The sequence below is a fragment of the Micromonospora sp. NPDC049044 genome (assembly GCF_040649215.1).
In the GTDB taxonomy this organism is placed as follows: Bacteria; Actinomycetota; Actinomycetes; order Mycobacteriales; family Micromonosporaceae; genus Micromonospora.
In genome coordinates this window covers 121,969-135,688 of sequence record NZ_JBEZFA010000017.1, presented here as the reverse complement: position 1 = coordinate 135,688, position 13,720 = coordinate 121,969, and the positions used below count along the sequence as shown (strand labels likewise).

At 72.3% G+C, this 13,720-nt stretch carries 10 protein-coding genes; 8 read left to right on the top strand and 2 right to left on the bottom strand.

Annotated elements, in window-relative coordinates:
* Window positions 1-334: 334 nt before the first annotated feature.
* Window positions 335-2,281, top strand: a complete 1,947-nt coding sequence (gene dxs, locus AB0B85_RS16900) for a 1-deoxy-D-xylulose-5-phosphate synthase (RefSeq protein WP_357408132.1) — start codon at window positions 335-337, stop codon at window positions 2,279-2,281.
* A gap of 190 nt (window positions 2,282-2,471) precedes the next feature.
* Here the strand turns inward: dxs and AB0B85_RS16895 are convergent, their stop codons facing one another.
* Complete coding sequence (locus AB0B85_RS16895) at window positions 2,472-3,626, bottom strand: hypothetical protein (RefSeq protein ID WP_357408145.1); 1,155 nt, start codon at window positions 3,624-3,626, stop codon at window positions 2,472-2,474.
* Window positions 3,627-3,821: 195 nt separating this feature from the next.
* Here AB0B85_RS16895 and AB0B85_RS16890 point away from each other — a divergent pair, with 195 nt between their 5' ends.
* Window positions 3,822-5,945: a hypothetical protein gene (locus AB0B85_RS16890; RefSeq protein WP_357408130.1), complete on the top strand. Its 2,124-nt coding sequence runs from the start codon at window positions 3,822-3,824 to the stop codon at window positions 5,943-5,945.
* 105 nt (window positions 5,946-6,050) lie between these two features.
* Here the strand turns inward: AB0B85_RS16890 and AB0B85_RS16885 are convergent, their stop codons facing one another.
* Window positions 6,051-7,946, bottom strand: a complete 1,896-nt coding sequence (locus AB0B85_RS16885; protein WP_357408143.1) for a hypothetical protein — start codon at window positions 7,944-7,946, stop codon at window positions 6,051-6,053.
* Window positions 7,947-8,067: 121 nt separating this feature from the next.
* On the opposite strand from AB0B85_RS16885, the gene AB0B85_RS16880 reads away from it, so the two are divergent.
* The 6 genes from AB0B85_RS16880 to AB0B85_RS16855 all read left to right on the top strand — a co-directional run bounded on the left by AB0B85_RS16880 (window position 8,068) and on the right by AB0B85_RS16855 (window position 13,712).
* Complete coding sequence (locus tag AB0B85_RS16880) at window positions 8,068-9,351, top strand: PQQ-binding-like beta-propeller repeat protein (protein WP_357408128.1); 1,284 nt, start codon at window positions 8,068-8,070, stop codon at window positions 9,349-9,351.
* On the top strand, window positions 9,348-10,637 hold the full coding sequence (locus AB0B85_RS16875; protein ID WP_357408126.1) for a PQQ-binding-like beta-propeller repeat protein: 1,290 nt from the start codon (window positions 9,348-9,350) through the stop codon (window positions 10,635-10,637). Before AB0B85_RS16880 ends, AB0B85_RS16875 begins: the two co-directional genes overlap by 4 nt.
* A gap of 69 nt (window positions 10,638-10,706) precedes the next feature.
* Window positions 10,707-11,375, top strand: coding sequence for a response regulator transcription factor (locus AB0B85_RS16870; RefSeq protein WP_282306997.1), 669 nt, complete (start codon window positions 10,707-10,709; stop codon window positions 11,373-11,375).
* A gap of 173 nt (window positions 11,376-11,548) precedes the next feature.
* Window positions 11,549-12,724 (top strand): HAMP domain-containing sensor histidine kinase, encoded by a 1,176-nt coding sequence (locus tag AB0B85_RS16865; protein WP_357408123.1) that lies wholly within the window; start codon window positions 11,549-11,551, stop codon window positions 12,722-12,724.
* A gap of 164 nt (window positions 12,725-12,888) precedes the next feature.
* Window positions 12,889-13,296, top strand: a complete 408-nt coding sequence (locus AB0B85_RS16860; protein ID WP_357408121.1) for a VOC family protein — start codon at window positions 12,889-12,891, stop codon at window positions 13,294-13,296.
* Window positions 13,293-13,712, top strand: a complete 420-nt coding sequence (locus AB0B85_RS16855) for a VOC family protein (protein WP_357408119.1) — start codon at window positions 13,293-13,295, stop codon at window positions 13,710-13,712. Before AB0B85_RS16860 ends, AB0B85_RS16855 begins: the two co-directional genes overlap by 4 nt.
* Window positions 13,713-13,720 lie beyond the last annotated feature (8 nt).

Below are 13,720 nucleotides of genomic sequence, written 5' to 3'. Positions count from 1 at the left end.
GCCGCCATCTGGCACAACCGCAACACCGGCCAACCCATCACCCGATCCCTGATCGCCTATGACCACTAACCAGGGTTAGGACTTACTCGTCTAGGGCTGTCCGCCTGCTCGCGCCAGGCTCGGGGTGAGCGCCGTCGGGACGCGGTGGCACCCCCGCCGGTGGCGGCTGCGCGGCACCGCCGAGCTGGGCGTGCCCGCGCAGGCCAGGGAGGCGTACGCCTTCGCGCGTGGGCCGGAGCGACCGGGCCCTGACCAGGCGCTCAGGGGGCGGCCGCGGATGCGCAGGGCTCGGGCCGGGCTGCGGAGTACGACAGGGCCGATAGACTCTCCGGTCATGAGTGTTGAAGAGGACACGGCCAACCACGGCCGGTTGCTGGGGACGGTCCGCGGTCCGCAGGACGTCAAGCGGATGTCCGGTGAGGAACTGGACGTCCTCGCCGCCGAGATCCGGGACTTCCTGATCACCAAGGTCTCCCGCACCGGCGGGCACGTCGGGCCCAACCTCGGTGTGGTCGAGCTGACGCTGGCCATGCATCGCGTCTTCGACTCCCCGCGCGACCGGCTCCTGTTCGACACCGGTCACCAGGCGTACGTACACAAGATCATCACCGGGCGTCAGGCCGGCTTCGACAAGCTCCGCCAGCGCGGTGGCCTCTCCGGCTACCCCAGCCAGGCGGAGAGCGAGCACGACCTCATCGAGAACTCGCACGCCTCCACCGCGCTCTCCTACGCCGATGGCCTCGCCAAGGCGTACGCCCTGCGGGGCGAGGCGCGCAGCGTCGTGGCAGTTGTCGGCGACGGCGCGCTGACCGGCGGCATGTGCTGGGAGGCGCTCAACAACATCGCCACCGCCGGCAACTCCCTGGTCATCGTGGTCAACGACAACGGCCGCTCCTACTCGCCCACCATCGGCGGGCTGGCCGACCACCTCTCCTCGCTGCGGCTCAACCCGGGCTACGAGAAGGTCCTGGACACGGTCAAGGACGCCCTCGGCTCCACCCCGCTGGTCGGCAAGCCGATGTACGAGGTGCTGCACGCGGTCAAGAAGGGCATCAAGGACGCGGTCGCCCCGCAGGCCATGTTCGAGGACCTCGGCATCAAGTACGTCGGCCCGGTGGACGGGCACGACGTGGCGGCGGTCGAGTCGGCGCTGCGCGCGGCGAAGAACTTCGGCGGCCCGGTGATCGTGCACGCGGTCACCCGCAAGGGCTACGGCTACCGCCCCGCCGAGGAGGACGAGGCCGACTGCCTGCACGGCCCCGGCGGCGCCTTCGACGTGGAGACCGGCGCACTGCTGGCCGCCCCGGCGGTGAAGTGGACGCACGTCTTCTCCGACGAACTGCTGGCCATCGCCGACGAGCGGCCGGACGTGGTGGGCATCACCGCCGCCATGGCCGAGCCGACCGGCATCGCCAAGCTGGCCCGCAAGTACCCCGAGCGGGTGTACGACGTGGGCATCGCCGAGCAGCACGCGGCCACCTCGGCGGCCGGGTTGGCCCTCGGCGGCCTGCACCCGGTGGTAGCGGTCTACGCCACCTTCCTCAACCGCGCCTTCGACCAGGTCCTGCTGGACGTGGCGATGCACAAGCTGCCGGTGACCTTCGTGCTGGACCGGGCGGGCATCACCGGCCCGGACGGCCCCAGCCACTACGGCATCTGGGACATGTCGGTCTTCGGCGTGGTGCCCGGCCTGCGGATCGCCGCGCCCCGCGACGCCGCCACGCTGCGCGAGGAGCTGCGCGAGGCGCTGGCCGTCGACGATGGCCCGACGGTGGTGCGCTTCCCCACCGGCACGGTCGCCGCGGACCTGCCGGCGCTGCGCCGGGTCGGGCCGGTCGACGTGCTGGCCGAGTCGGCGCGTACCGACGTGCTGCTGGTCGCCGTTGGCTCCTTCGGTCAGCTGGGCATGGAGGTCGCCGCCCGGGTCGCCGAGCAGGGCTACGGGGTCACAGTGGTCGACCCCCGTTGGGTGCGCCCGGTTCCGGCGGAGCTTGTCGACCTGGCCGCCCGCCACCGCCTGGTGGTCAGCGTCGAGGACGGCGTCCGGGTCGGCGGGGTGGGCGACGCGCTCGCCCAGGCGATGCGCGACGCCGACGTCCGGGTGCCGCTCAAGGACCTCGGCGTACCGGCCGACTGGCACCCGCACGGCACCCGCGCGCAGATCCTCGCCGACCTGCGCCTGACCGCCCAGGACGTGGCCCGCGACGTCACCGGCTGGATCTCCGGCCTGGATGCCACCCCGGACCGCCTGACCCCCAGCGACGCGGCTGCGCAAAACTGACGAGAACGAAAAGACGGCGGGCGCCCCCTCCCGGGGACGCCCGCCGTCGCCGTTCCCGTGGGCGGCGGAGCGTGCCGAGCCCGTCGATCATGGACTTGTGGTGGTTGATTTTTACTGAATAGCCCCTTTCGTGGGGCACCACAACTCCATGATCGACTCGTTTGGGTGGGGTGCGGTGCGGTGCGGTGGGTTAGTGGGGTTTTACTGAGCGGTAGTGGGTTTTGTCGGAGTTTGTGAGGCTGTAGGTCTGGGAGCGCGACGGGCTGGGGACGACCGCCAGGCCGGGGCGCTCGACAAGCAGCGGAGTGCCGGGTGGCACAGACAGGGAACTGTCCCGGGTGGCCCGCCAACTGAGCACCACGAGCGGCTGGCCGGGCACGGGAAGTTGGTACGCCTGCAACGGGGTGGCCCGGTCCGCGGGCGAGACGACGGGTGCGCCACCGTCGGCCGGCCGGTAGACCACAGCGGTCATCGCGCCGGCGTCGGTATCCCAGCTGAGCTGCTGCAACTCCGCCGCCGCACCACCGCCGAGGGCGACCTCGCCGAGCGAGCGGACGGTGAGTTTCGCCATCGGCCAGGACGTCGGCACCGAGCGCGGCGCGTCCCGGTCACCGATCCGGCGTGGAATGCTGCCGAACGGACCCCGGTCGCCGGCCAGCACACAGGTGTCCAGGCCGGCAAGCGCCCGCCGTCCCGTGCCGGACTCGTCGCGGACCAGCGGGTACCGCGGATCCACGGTGCCGGTGCCCAGGTCGAGCAGCCGGTCGGCGGCCCGCCCGCGGGGCAACGACTCGGTGGTACGCAGGGTCGCGGTCACCGCCACGGCCGTGCAGGCCGGCACGTCGACCGGGGCGCTGAGGCCGTCCGCGACGGTGAGCGTCCGATCCTGTGGCCCGACCAGGGTCTGCACCCGGGCGGAGATCAGGTAACGCCGGCCGCCAGCGGTCTGCACCGGCAGCACGTCGGAGTAGACCAGGTAGCCCGGGTCGGTGTACTCGCTGGCGCGGGTCACCGCGTACCGATCGCCGTCGCGGGTGAGTTGCAGCAGCCAGGAGGCGCTCTCGCCGGGTACGTCGACGGCCACGATCGCCGTCGCGGCGCCGTCGACCCGACCGGAGAAGAGGATGCCGGACGTGGGCAGGTGTGCGCGGTCGTCGTCCGGTGACCGCCAGTCACGAACCGTGTCGGTGATCGCCGCCGTCGCCGTGGCGTCCGCCGCCAGATCGCCACGCGGCGGCCACACCGCCAGCGTGCCGTCCAGGCTGTCGTACCCGACCCGCAGGTCCTGCGGCTGTCGCTCGGCGACCGGACCACACGCCGTGGTGACCAGCAGCGCACTCAGCACGACGGCGAGCGCCCTGCCGTACCGACGGCCTGCAGTCACCTGGCCCGCCCCCGATCTGCTCACCGTCGCTGCCGGAAAGCGCCATAGTATCGAGATGTCCGATGCCAGACCTCGGGTGGTGGTCGTCCGACCGACCACAGTGGACGTCACCGGGGCTTTAGTGCGTTTTGGTTGCTCCGGTAGACTCCGCCGACTGTGACGCCTGCCGAGTCCCGCGCCCTGCCCGCGCCGCACCCGGAGTCGGCAGCCGGCTCCGACGAGATGGTGAGCTATCGCACTCCGGTCGGCCTCTTCGCCGGCCCCGTCGCGCTGACCAGCACCCGCACCGCGTCGGCCGAGGCCCCGCATCCGACCGCCCCCACCCTCACCGCCCCCGCCGCGCTGGCCGAGACGATCGCGCCGGTCCCCACCGAGACAGCCGCGTCGGCTCCGGCTGAGACGGTCGCGCCGGCTCCGGCTGAGACCGCCGCGCCGGCTCCGGCTGAGACCGCCGCGCCGGCTCCTGCCGAGACCGTCGCGCCGGCTCCGGCCGAGATCGTGGAGAGCGCGGCGGCCGTACCGGCGCGGGCTTGGTGGCGTGGGTGGACGCGGCGACGGCAGCACCTGGCGGTGGGCGGGCTTTTCCTGCTCGCCGCGCTCTGGGTGACAAGCCGGATCTGGCTCGACCCGTCCGGCCGGGTGGCGTCGCTCTACACCGGTGACCCGGCGCAGGTGCAGTTCTTCCTCGCCCACTCGGTACGCGTGGTGCTGCACGGTGAGTACCCGTTCTACACCGAGCAGTTCAACTACCCCGACGGCGTCAACCTGATGGCCAACACTGCCGTGTTGGCGCTGGGTATCCCGATGGTCCCGGTGACGCTGCTGTTCGGGCCGGCGGTCTCCTTCGTGGTGCTTGTCACGCTCGGTCTCGCCGGCACCGCCATGGCGTGGTACCTCATGCTCTCCCGCCACCTGGTACGCACCCCGCTCGCGGCGGCGGCCGGTGGCTGGTTCTGCGGCTTCTCACCAGCGATGCTCTCGCACGCCAGTTGGCACCCGAACATCATCAGCCAGTTCCTGCTGCCGTTCATCGTCTGGCGGGTGCTGGTGCTGACCCGCTCGACCCGGCCGGTCCGCGACGGCGCGCTGCTCGCCCTGCTGGTCGCCGTCCAGGCGTTCATAAACGAGGAGATCCTGCTCTTCACGGCGTTGGCGTGCGGCGTCTTCCTGCTGGCGGTGCTGGTACAGGAGCCGGCCCGCTGGCGGGCCGCGTGGCGGCCCCTGGGCGCCGGTGTGGCGACCTGCGCGCTGCTGGCCGGGGCGCTGCTGGCGTACCCGCTGTATGTGCAGTTCGCCGGGCCGATGGCCTACCACGGGCTCAGCGACGCGGTGAAGGACTATGGCAACGACATCGCCGCCTTCTTCGCCCCGGGCTCACCCACCCTCGGCGGCAACCAGCGAGCCAACATCAATCTCGCGCCGAACTACTCCGAGGAGAACGCCTTCTTCGGCTGGAGCCTGTCGCTGATCGCCATCGGCATCGTGGTCTGGCTGCGCCGGGAGCTGATCGTCCGGGCGCTCGCGGCGACCGGCCTGCTCTTCGCCGTGCTCTCGCTCGGCGAGCGGGTCTCCTGGTGGGACCGGGAGTTGGTCACCGGGCCATGGCAGGTGCTTGTCCACCTGCCGCTGCTGGACGCGGTGGTGCCGACCCGGTTCGGTCTGATCACCAGCGTGGTGGTCGGTCTGCTGCTCGCGCTCGCCGTCGAACGGGCCTGGGGGCTGCGGCCGGCCGACCGGCGTACCGTGCGGACGCTCACCGCGGCGGGCCTGGCGTTCGCCCTGCTGCCGATCGCCCCGATGCCGCTGCGGATGGTCTCCCGGCCGCCGGTGCCGGACTTCATCACCGCCGACCGCTGGCGGGCCTACGTCGGTCCCGACCAGACGCTGGTGCCGATCCCGGTGCCCAGCATGGGCAACACGCACGGCATGCGCTGGGCGGCGGCCACCAACCTCGACTTCAAGATTCCCGGCGGTTACTTTCTCGCCCCCCGCAACGGCAACACCGGTGACGCCGGCCGGTTCGGCGGCCGACCCAGCGGGGTGGGTCAGATGCTTGAGGAGGTGGCGACGACCGGCCGTACGCCGAAGCTCGACGACCGGCAGCGTCGCCGCTTCACCGACGAGCTGCGGCACTGGCGGGCGGCGATCCTGGTGCTGCCGTTGCGACAGCACAACGCCGAGCCGCTGCGCCGGACGGTCGAGGAGCTTGTCGGTCCGGGGCGTCAGGAACTGGACGTCTGGGTCTGGGACGTGCGGGCGCTCACCGGCCGTTCGGTCTGATGTCCACCGGGACGACGTCGGAGACCACGTCGCCCCGGGCGACGGCAGGCACGCCCCGGCCGGCCCGGCTCCGTGGCCTGGAGTGTCCGGGACCAGGTCGACTGATCAACCTACCAGCGCGCGGACGTCCCAGACCCAGACGTCGTCGACCCGCTGCGGCGGCCCGATCAGACCGGTGACCAGCTCGCGCAGCACCGCCTCGCGCGGATGCGCACCGAGCACCACCACCGACGCGCGCCAGAACCGCAGGTCCTCGACGGCCTGGCGGCGGTTCTCGTCGGTGAGCGCCGGGACCTCGTCCTTGTCCATGGTGGCGTAGATGAGGGTGCTGGTGGGCCGGTTCGGGGCCCCGAAGACCCCCTCGCCCAGCTCGTTCGGGCCGATGAAGTAACCGCCGGGCACCGGGAACTCCTGCCCGGTCATCGCACTCCAGCGCAGCGTCGGCAGGCCGTGCACGTTGCTCGGGATCGGCACCGGCACCAGGGTCCGGCCCGCCGGCACGTACGGTCGCCAGCCGCCAGCGGTGATGAAGTGCGGCGGCGGGTCGATCTGCTGGGCCGGCAGCGGCCGGGGCAGCAGCGGCAGCACGGCGAGGGTGACCGCCGCGTACCCCACCGGGCGCAGCCACCGACGGCGCACCGGGACCGGCGCGGCCACGCCCGGGTCGTCGGACGTCGCCGGGGTCGGCTCGCCGACGCGCTGGGCCGGCACCCGCACCGGGTCGGTCACCGCGCGCCCCTGGCGGTGCGCGGCGTCCCAGGTCAACGCCAGCAGTACGCCCACCGCGGCGGCGACCACAAGGGTCAGCCGGGTCGGCATCATCATCTCGACAAGCGGCAGGTCGTCAGGCACGTACGACCACGGGCCGCGCACGTCGGTCTCGACGCCGTTGAAGCGCACCATCGGCCCGATCGCGGCCACGGTGAACACCACGATCAGCACCGCGACGATCCGGGTGGCCAGCGACCGGCGCACGAGCAGCACCAGAGACACCAGCGAGAGCAACACCAGCGGCCAACCGAACCAGGTGTTCTGCTCGGTCAGCCCGATGGTCTTCTCCACCGCCGGGTCACCGGCCCAGGTGTCCCGGGCGAAGGTGACGAAGGCCATCAGGTCCTCGCCCCAGTTGTGGAAGACGCCACCCTGCAGGCCCCGGTAGGACTGCGGGCCGTTGAACTGGAACCAGATCGGGTACGCGGCCAGCACCAGGGTCAGCCCGCCGGCGACACCGAGCCCGGCCGCGAACGTGCCGGCGGCGGCCCAGGCGGCCCGCGGTCGCTGCACGGTGTACGCCAGCACCACGACCAGGCAGGCCAACGCGGTGAGCAGCAGCATCTCCTCGTTTATGAAGATCTGGTACGTCACCAGCGCACCGAGCACCAGCCCGTTGCGCCGCCACCGGCCCGGCTCGCCGAGGCGCAGCACCCGTACCACGATCAGTGGCAGCAGGAAGTTGGACACGAAGTTGGGCTGGCCGTTGGCGTGGTGGATGATCCCCGGCGCGAAGCCGAGGAACGCGCCGCCGACGAAGGCCGCCGCGCGCGAGCGCACCAGGTGGCGGGAGAGCATCCAGTAGCCGGTGCCGGCGGTGGCCGCCAGTGCCGCACCCAGGTAGAGCGCGTACATCACCTGGGGGCCGAGCAGCATGGTCAGCGGGGCCAGCGGCAGGGTCACCCCGAGCAGCGAGGTGTTGGCGATCATGTTCACCCCGTCCGGGGCGTTCTGCCGGGCCGTGAAGAGCGGGTTCTCCAGGTGCCGCACCGAGTACGCGCCGTGCGCGAACAACCACTCGAACCAGCTGTGGTCGGTGGGCAGGTGCGAGGAGACCCGGCCGGTGACGTCACCCCAGTAGTTGAGGCAGACGAAGACGCCCAGCAGCACATAGGCTCCGAGGGCCAGCAGGTCGGCTCGGGCCGGGCGGCGTCGAGGCCGCCGGGTCGGCTCGGCCTCGGCCGGGTCGGCGTCGGTAACGGGATTCAGCGAAGGGTCTACCACCGGCACAGCCACGACGCGCCATCGTACAGGCGGGGGTCCGTCGCTTTTGCCGGGCCGGGGCGCTCACGGTCGGTTTGCCGGACATCACCTCGCCGGCCAGCCTGACGCGGTAACGGAAGGACGGTAGTTGTCGATCATCGACCTCGGTGAGCTGCGGCGCGGACCGGCCCTGGCGCCGCTGCCCCGCCCACCCCGCGCGCACTGTCGACCGGTGCGCTGCGCGCTGGTTCTGCTGCTCGTGCTGGCCACCCTCGGCTCCGCCGCCGTGCCGCCGTCTCGGCCGGCCGCGCTGACGTTGCCCGCGCAGCTCGCCGCCGAGACGCTGCTCACCGCCGACCTGTTCGTGGTCCTCGACCCGGACCCGGGGCAGCCGACGCGGCGGCGGATCAGCGCCTACCGGCTGCCCGACGGTCTGTTGCTCTGGCAGACCGAGGTGCCGGTGCAGGGCCGCAACTGGACGATCACGTCGGTGGGCGACACGCTGCTGGTCACTGTCTACGAGGTGCTGTCGCCCGAGCGGGGCGTCCTGTCCGTGGCGTTCGACGGGGAAACCGGGGCGTACCGCTGGCAGGGACCGGGGCACCCCGAGACGCTTGCCGACGGCAACGTGTTGCTGCAGTCCGGCGCGGACGACGAGCCGGTCACCCTGCGCGCTGTCGATCCGTGCTGCGGCACCGTGCGCTGGCAGCTGACCGACACCGCCGAGTACGTGAGCCTGCGGCACCGCGCCCACGGCGTGGACCGGGTGGTGCTGCACCGCAGTACCGGTTTCACCGAGGTGCATGATGCGATCACCGGCACGGAGTTGGCCCGCGCCGACCTGCCCCCACCCCGGGGCGAGTCGTTCCTGTCCGTCGAGGTGGTGAAGGATCTGCTGCTGACCAGCAACGGCGCACCGGCCACCATCACCGCCTATGGGCTGGACCGGCTGGACCGGCGCTGGAGCACCCCCACCGATCGGATCGACTTCATCAATGACTGCGGTCCCGTCCTGTGTCCACAGCGACATGGCGCCGGGCTGTGGGGGATCGACACCGCGACCGGCCAGGTGCGGTGGCGTAGTGACCGCTGGGCGGGCCTCTTCCCGTACGACGGGCGGGTGGTGGCCACCGAGGCGGGCACCGTCAGCGTCCCTCCGCAGCGGCTCTTCGTCGTCGATCCGCTGACCGGGCGGGAACTGGCCGACCTGGGCCGGTGGGAACTGGCCCAGGTCGGCCACGACGGACCGCTCGTCGGCCTGCGTCCGCTGCCGGACGGCGGGATGATGGTCGCGGAGTTGGACGTACGTGCCGGCAGGACGCGCGTGCTTGACGTGTTTCCGGGCGTCACCGGGAACTGCCAGGCGGTCACCGGCCTCCTGCTCTGCCAGGTGGTGGACGGGTCGTACCGGCTGATCCGGCTGCCCCGGTGACCGGCTCGGTGATCGACCTCGGCGAGCTGCGGCACGGACCGGCGCTGGAGCCGCCGCGGGCGCCTCGCCCACCCCGCGCCAACGGTCGGCCGTTGCGCTGCGCGCTGGTCCTGCTGCTGGTGCTGGCCACGCTCGTCTCCGCCGCGCCGCCGCCGGCCGGGCGGGCCGTGGTGACGGTGCCCGCCCAGGAGGGCGCCGACGTGCTCATCGACGACGACCTGGCCCTGGTGATCAATCCGGTCACCGTCCAGACGCCGCAGTGGCGGCTGGCCGCCTTCCGGGTGTCCGACGGCGATCCGCTCTGGGACGCACCGCTGCCCGGACAGCCCCGCTACTGGGGGCTCCGGCCACGGTCCGGGATGCTGCTGGCCACCGGTTACGAGATCGGCGCGGACGGGCGGGACACCATCACCGTGGCGCTGGACCGCGCGACCGGGGCGTACCGCTGGCAGCAGCCGGGCAGCTCCGTCGAGCTGGCCGACGGCAACCTGCTGCTCCAGTCCGGCGGCGAGGACCAGCCACTCAGCCTGCGCGCGGTGGACCCCTGCTGCGGCACGGTGCGGTGGCAGCTGACCACCCCCACCGCCGGTGTCACCGCGCAGTCCGCCGCCGAGCGGGTGGACCGGGTGGTGCTCAGCGACGTGAAGGGGCCGGTCGAGGTACGTGACGCGCGCACCGGCGCGGTGCTGGTCCGCGCCGACCTGCGCCCACCCGACGGGGCGCCTCTGGGGTACGTGCAGGTGGCGGGTGACCTGCTGCTGACCGTCGGTGGGCAACCGAACGCGATCACCGCGTACGGGCTGGACCGGCTGGACCGGCGCTGGAGCACCCCGGTCGACGAGATCGATCTGGTGCAGGACTGCGGACCCGTCGTGTGTCTGCGGACCCGCTCCGCCGGCTTGTGGGCTGTCGACACCGCGACCGGCGAGGTGCGCTGGCGCAGCGACCGGTGGACCTGGGCCTGGCTGTACGACGGCCAGTTGCTGGCCATCCCGGCCAGCAGCGAAGGGCTGGGGAGGTACTTCGTCGTCGACGTGCGGACCGGCCGGGAACGTGTCGACCTGGGCCGGTGGGAGTTGTTCCAGATCGACACGAACGGCCGGCTGCTCGGGGTACGCCCGCGTCCGGGCGGCGGGATGCTCGTCGGGGAGCTGGACGTCCGCGCCGGCAGGACGCGCATCGTCGACGTGCTGCCCGAGGCCACCGGCCACTGCCAGCCGATCTCCGACCACCTGGTGTGCGGGCAGCCTGACGGCTCGTACCGGAGCTGGCAGTTACACGACTGATCACCGGGCGAGAGACGATGGTTGCCAACCGGCACTAGGTTGGCGGTGGTCAGCAGCGAGGAGGCCGGGATGCGGGTACTGGTGGTGGAGGACGAGCGCAACCTCGCCGACGCGATCGCGCGCGGGTTGCGCAAGCGGGGGATGGCGGTCGACGTGGCGTACGACGGCGACGCCGGCCACGAGGCGGCGTTCGTCACCAGGTACGACGTGGTGGTGCTGGACCGTGACCTGCCCGGCGTGCACGGTGACCAGATCTGCGCGGACCTGGCCGCCTCCGGCGCGCTGACCCGGGTGCTGATGCTCACCGCGAGCGGCACGGTGGCCGACCGGGTGGAGGGGTTGCAGCTCGGCGCGGACGACTATCTGCCCAAACCGTTCGCCTTCGACGAGTTGGTCGCCCGGGTGCAGGCGCTGGGCCGCCGGGCCACCCCGGCCGCGCCGCCGGTGCTCGAACTGGCCGACCTGGTGCTCGACCCGGCCCGCCGGGTGGCCACCCGCGCCGGGTTGCCCGTCGACCTGACGAACAAGGAGTTCGGGGTGCTCAGCGAGCTGCTCAAGGCGCGCGGCGCGGTGGTCTCCAGTGAGGAGCTGCTGGAACGGGTCTGGGACGCGAACACCGACCCGTTCACCACGATCGTCCGCGTCACCGTGATGACGCTGCGCAAGAAGCTCGGTGACCCACCGCTGATCGAGACAGTGGTGGGCGCGGGCTACCGCACGGCCGAGGTGGGGCTGTGAGCGCGAGGAGTGAGCCGGGTTTGCGAACCCCGCAGTCGCGAACCGGGGGTGCGCTGTGAGCGCGAGGAGTGAGCCGGGTTTGCGAGCCCCGCAGTCGCGAACCGGGGGTGCGCTGTGAGCGCGAGGAGCGAGCCGGGTTTGCGAGCCCCGCGGTCGCGAACGGAGGGAGCACTGTGAGCCGCCGGGTACGGCCCACCCTGCGGTTGCGGTTGACCCTGCTCAACGGGGTGCTCCTTGTCGGCGCGGGGGCGATCCTGGTGGTGCTCGCCTGGCTGCTGGTCCGTGACGCGCTGCGCCCCACCGACGAGTTGCTGCCCGGCACGACTGTGCTGCTCTCCGACGGCGGGCGGATGGACGCCGCCGAGTGGCAGCAGCGACTTGTTGACTCCGCCTCGGGGGAGCTGCTGGCCAAGGGCCTGGTCGCGCTGTTGGCGATAAGCGTGGTCGGGGTGGCCGGCGCGTACGCGGTGGCGGGCCGGGCGCTGCGCCCACTGCACCAGGTCACGGCGACCGCGCAGCGCCTCGGCGAGGCCACCCTGGACCAGCGCATCGGCTACTCGGGCGCCGACGACGAGGTGGCCGAGCTGGCGAAGACGTTCGACGCCATGCTCGACCGGATCGCGTCCGCGTTCGAGGCGCAGAAGCGTTTCGTGGCGAACGCCTCGCACGAGCTGCGTACCCCACTTGCCGTGATGCGGACCGAAATCGACGTGACGCTCAGCGACGACGACGCGGACGCGGCCGAGTACCGCCGGATGGCGACAGTGGTCCGCGACGCGTCCGAGCGGGCCAACGGCCTGGTAGACGCGCTGCTGGTGTTGGCGCGCAGCGAGGCGCAGGCCGGGCGACAACTGGGCCGGCGTACCGAGTGTGACCTCTCGGCGGGCACCGCCAACGCGTTGTCGGCGATGCGCCGCGAGGTGGAACGGATCGGCCTGCGGGTGCAGACGTCGTTGGAGTCCGCGCCTGTCGTCGGTGACCCGGGGCTGCTGGACCGGTTGGCCGGAAACCTCATCGAGAACGCGGTTCGCTACAACCACCTGCACGGCCGGCTCTGGGTGCGTACCGGTACCGACGGTGAGCGGTCCTGGCTGGTCGTGGGCAACACCGGGTTCGAGGTGGACCAGGCCGACGTGCCGGGGCTGTTCGAGCCGTTCCGACGCGGTGGCCGGGAACGCACCGGGGCCCGTGGTTCCGGTCTGGGGTTGTCCATCGTCCGGGCGGTCTGCCAGGCGCACGGCGGCACCGTCCGGGTGGTGGCCCAGCCCGGCGGCGGCCTGGAGGTGACCGTCACCCTGCCGACGGCGGACGCGCCCGCGCTGACCGGTTCCGCGTCCGCCGGCGGCTGAAACGGGGTTGCGCGCAGCGCTCGGCCGCTGGAAAGATCACCCGGGTCAGCTCGAGAGCGAGAGGGGGTGCGTCGATGTCCACCAACCACGACTCCGCGCCCCGGGTCTGCGCCGGCTGACTCCCCGAGGCGGGGGCGTCCCATCCCATTCGGAGGGGAACACCCGTGTATCCACGGATCCGCAGCATCAGCTTCGATTGTCACGACACGTACGCCCTGGCCGGCTTCTGGTCGGCAGTGCTCGGGTACGCCCGGCACGGCGAGGATGCCCCCGGTGATCCGGAGGCGGCCCTGCTGCCGCCGGACGAGGCCACGCCCAACCTGTTCTTCCAGGCGGTGCCGGAGGACAAGGTGACAAAGAACCGGCTGCACATCTGCCTGGAACCCGTCGACCGGACCCGGGACGAGGAGATCGAGCGGGTGCTCGGCCTCGGTGCCACCATGGTCGCCGACCGACGCCGCGCCGACGGCACAGGTTGGGCGGTGCTCGCCGACCCGGAGGGCAACGAGTTCTGCGTCGTACGCGGCGCCGGGGAGCGTGTCGTCACCACCACTGTGGAGGACCAACTGTGAGTTCGACGATCCACAACATCAGCTTCGACTGTCACGACACGTACGCCCTCGCCGGTTTCTGGTCCCAGGTTTTCGACTGCCCGCGGCAGCCGGACGACTTTCCCGGCGACCCGGAGGCGATGCTGCTGCCTCCGGGCGGGCCGGAGGTGCTGTTCCTCGCCGTGCCCGAGGGCAAGGCGGTGAAGAACCGGCTGCACCTGGACCTGCAACCGGCCGACCGGTCCCGGGCCGAGGAGGTCGAGCGGCTGCTCGGCATCGGCGCGACGCTCGTGTCCGACCAGACCCGGCCGGACGGCAGCGGCTGGGTGGTGCTCGCCGACCCGGAGGGCAACGAGTTCTGCGTGTTGCGCAGCGCTGCCGAGCGGGCCGCGGCACCGGCGGGCGTCCCGGCGGCGGATGCGGCCGAGCCGGTCTAGGGGCTGCT

Excerpts from the sequence above, each read along its gene's own strand:
- dxs (WP_357408132.1), top strand. The coding sequence starts at position 335 with ATGAGTGTTGAAGAGGACACGGCCAACCACGGCCGGTTGCTGGGGACG.
- AB0B85_RS16870 (WP_282306997.1), top strand. The coding sequence starts at position 10,707 with ATGCGGGTACTGGTGGTGGAGGACGAGCGCAACCTCGCCGACGCGATC.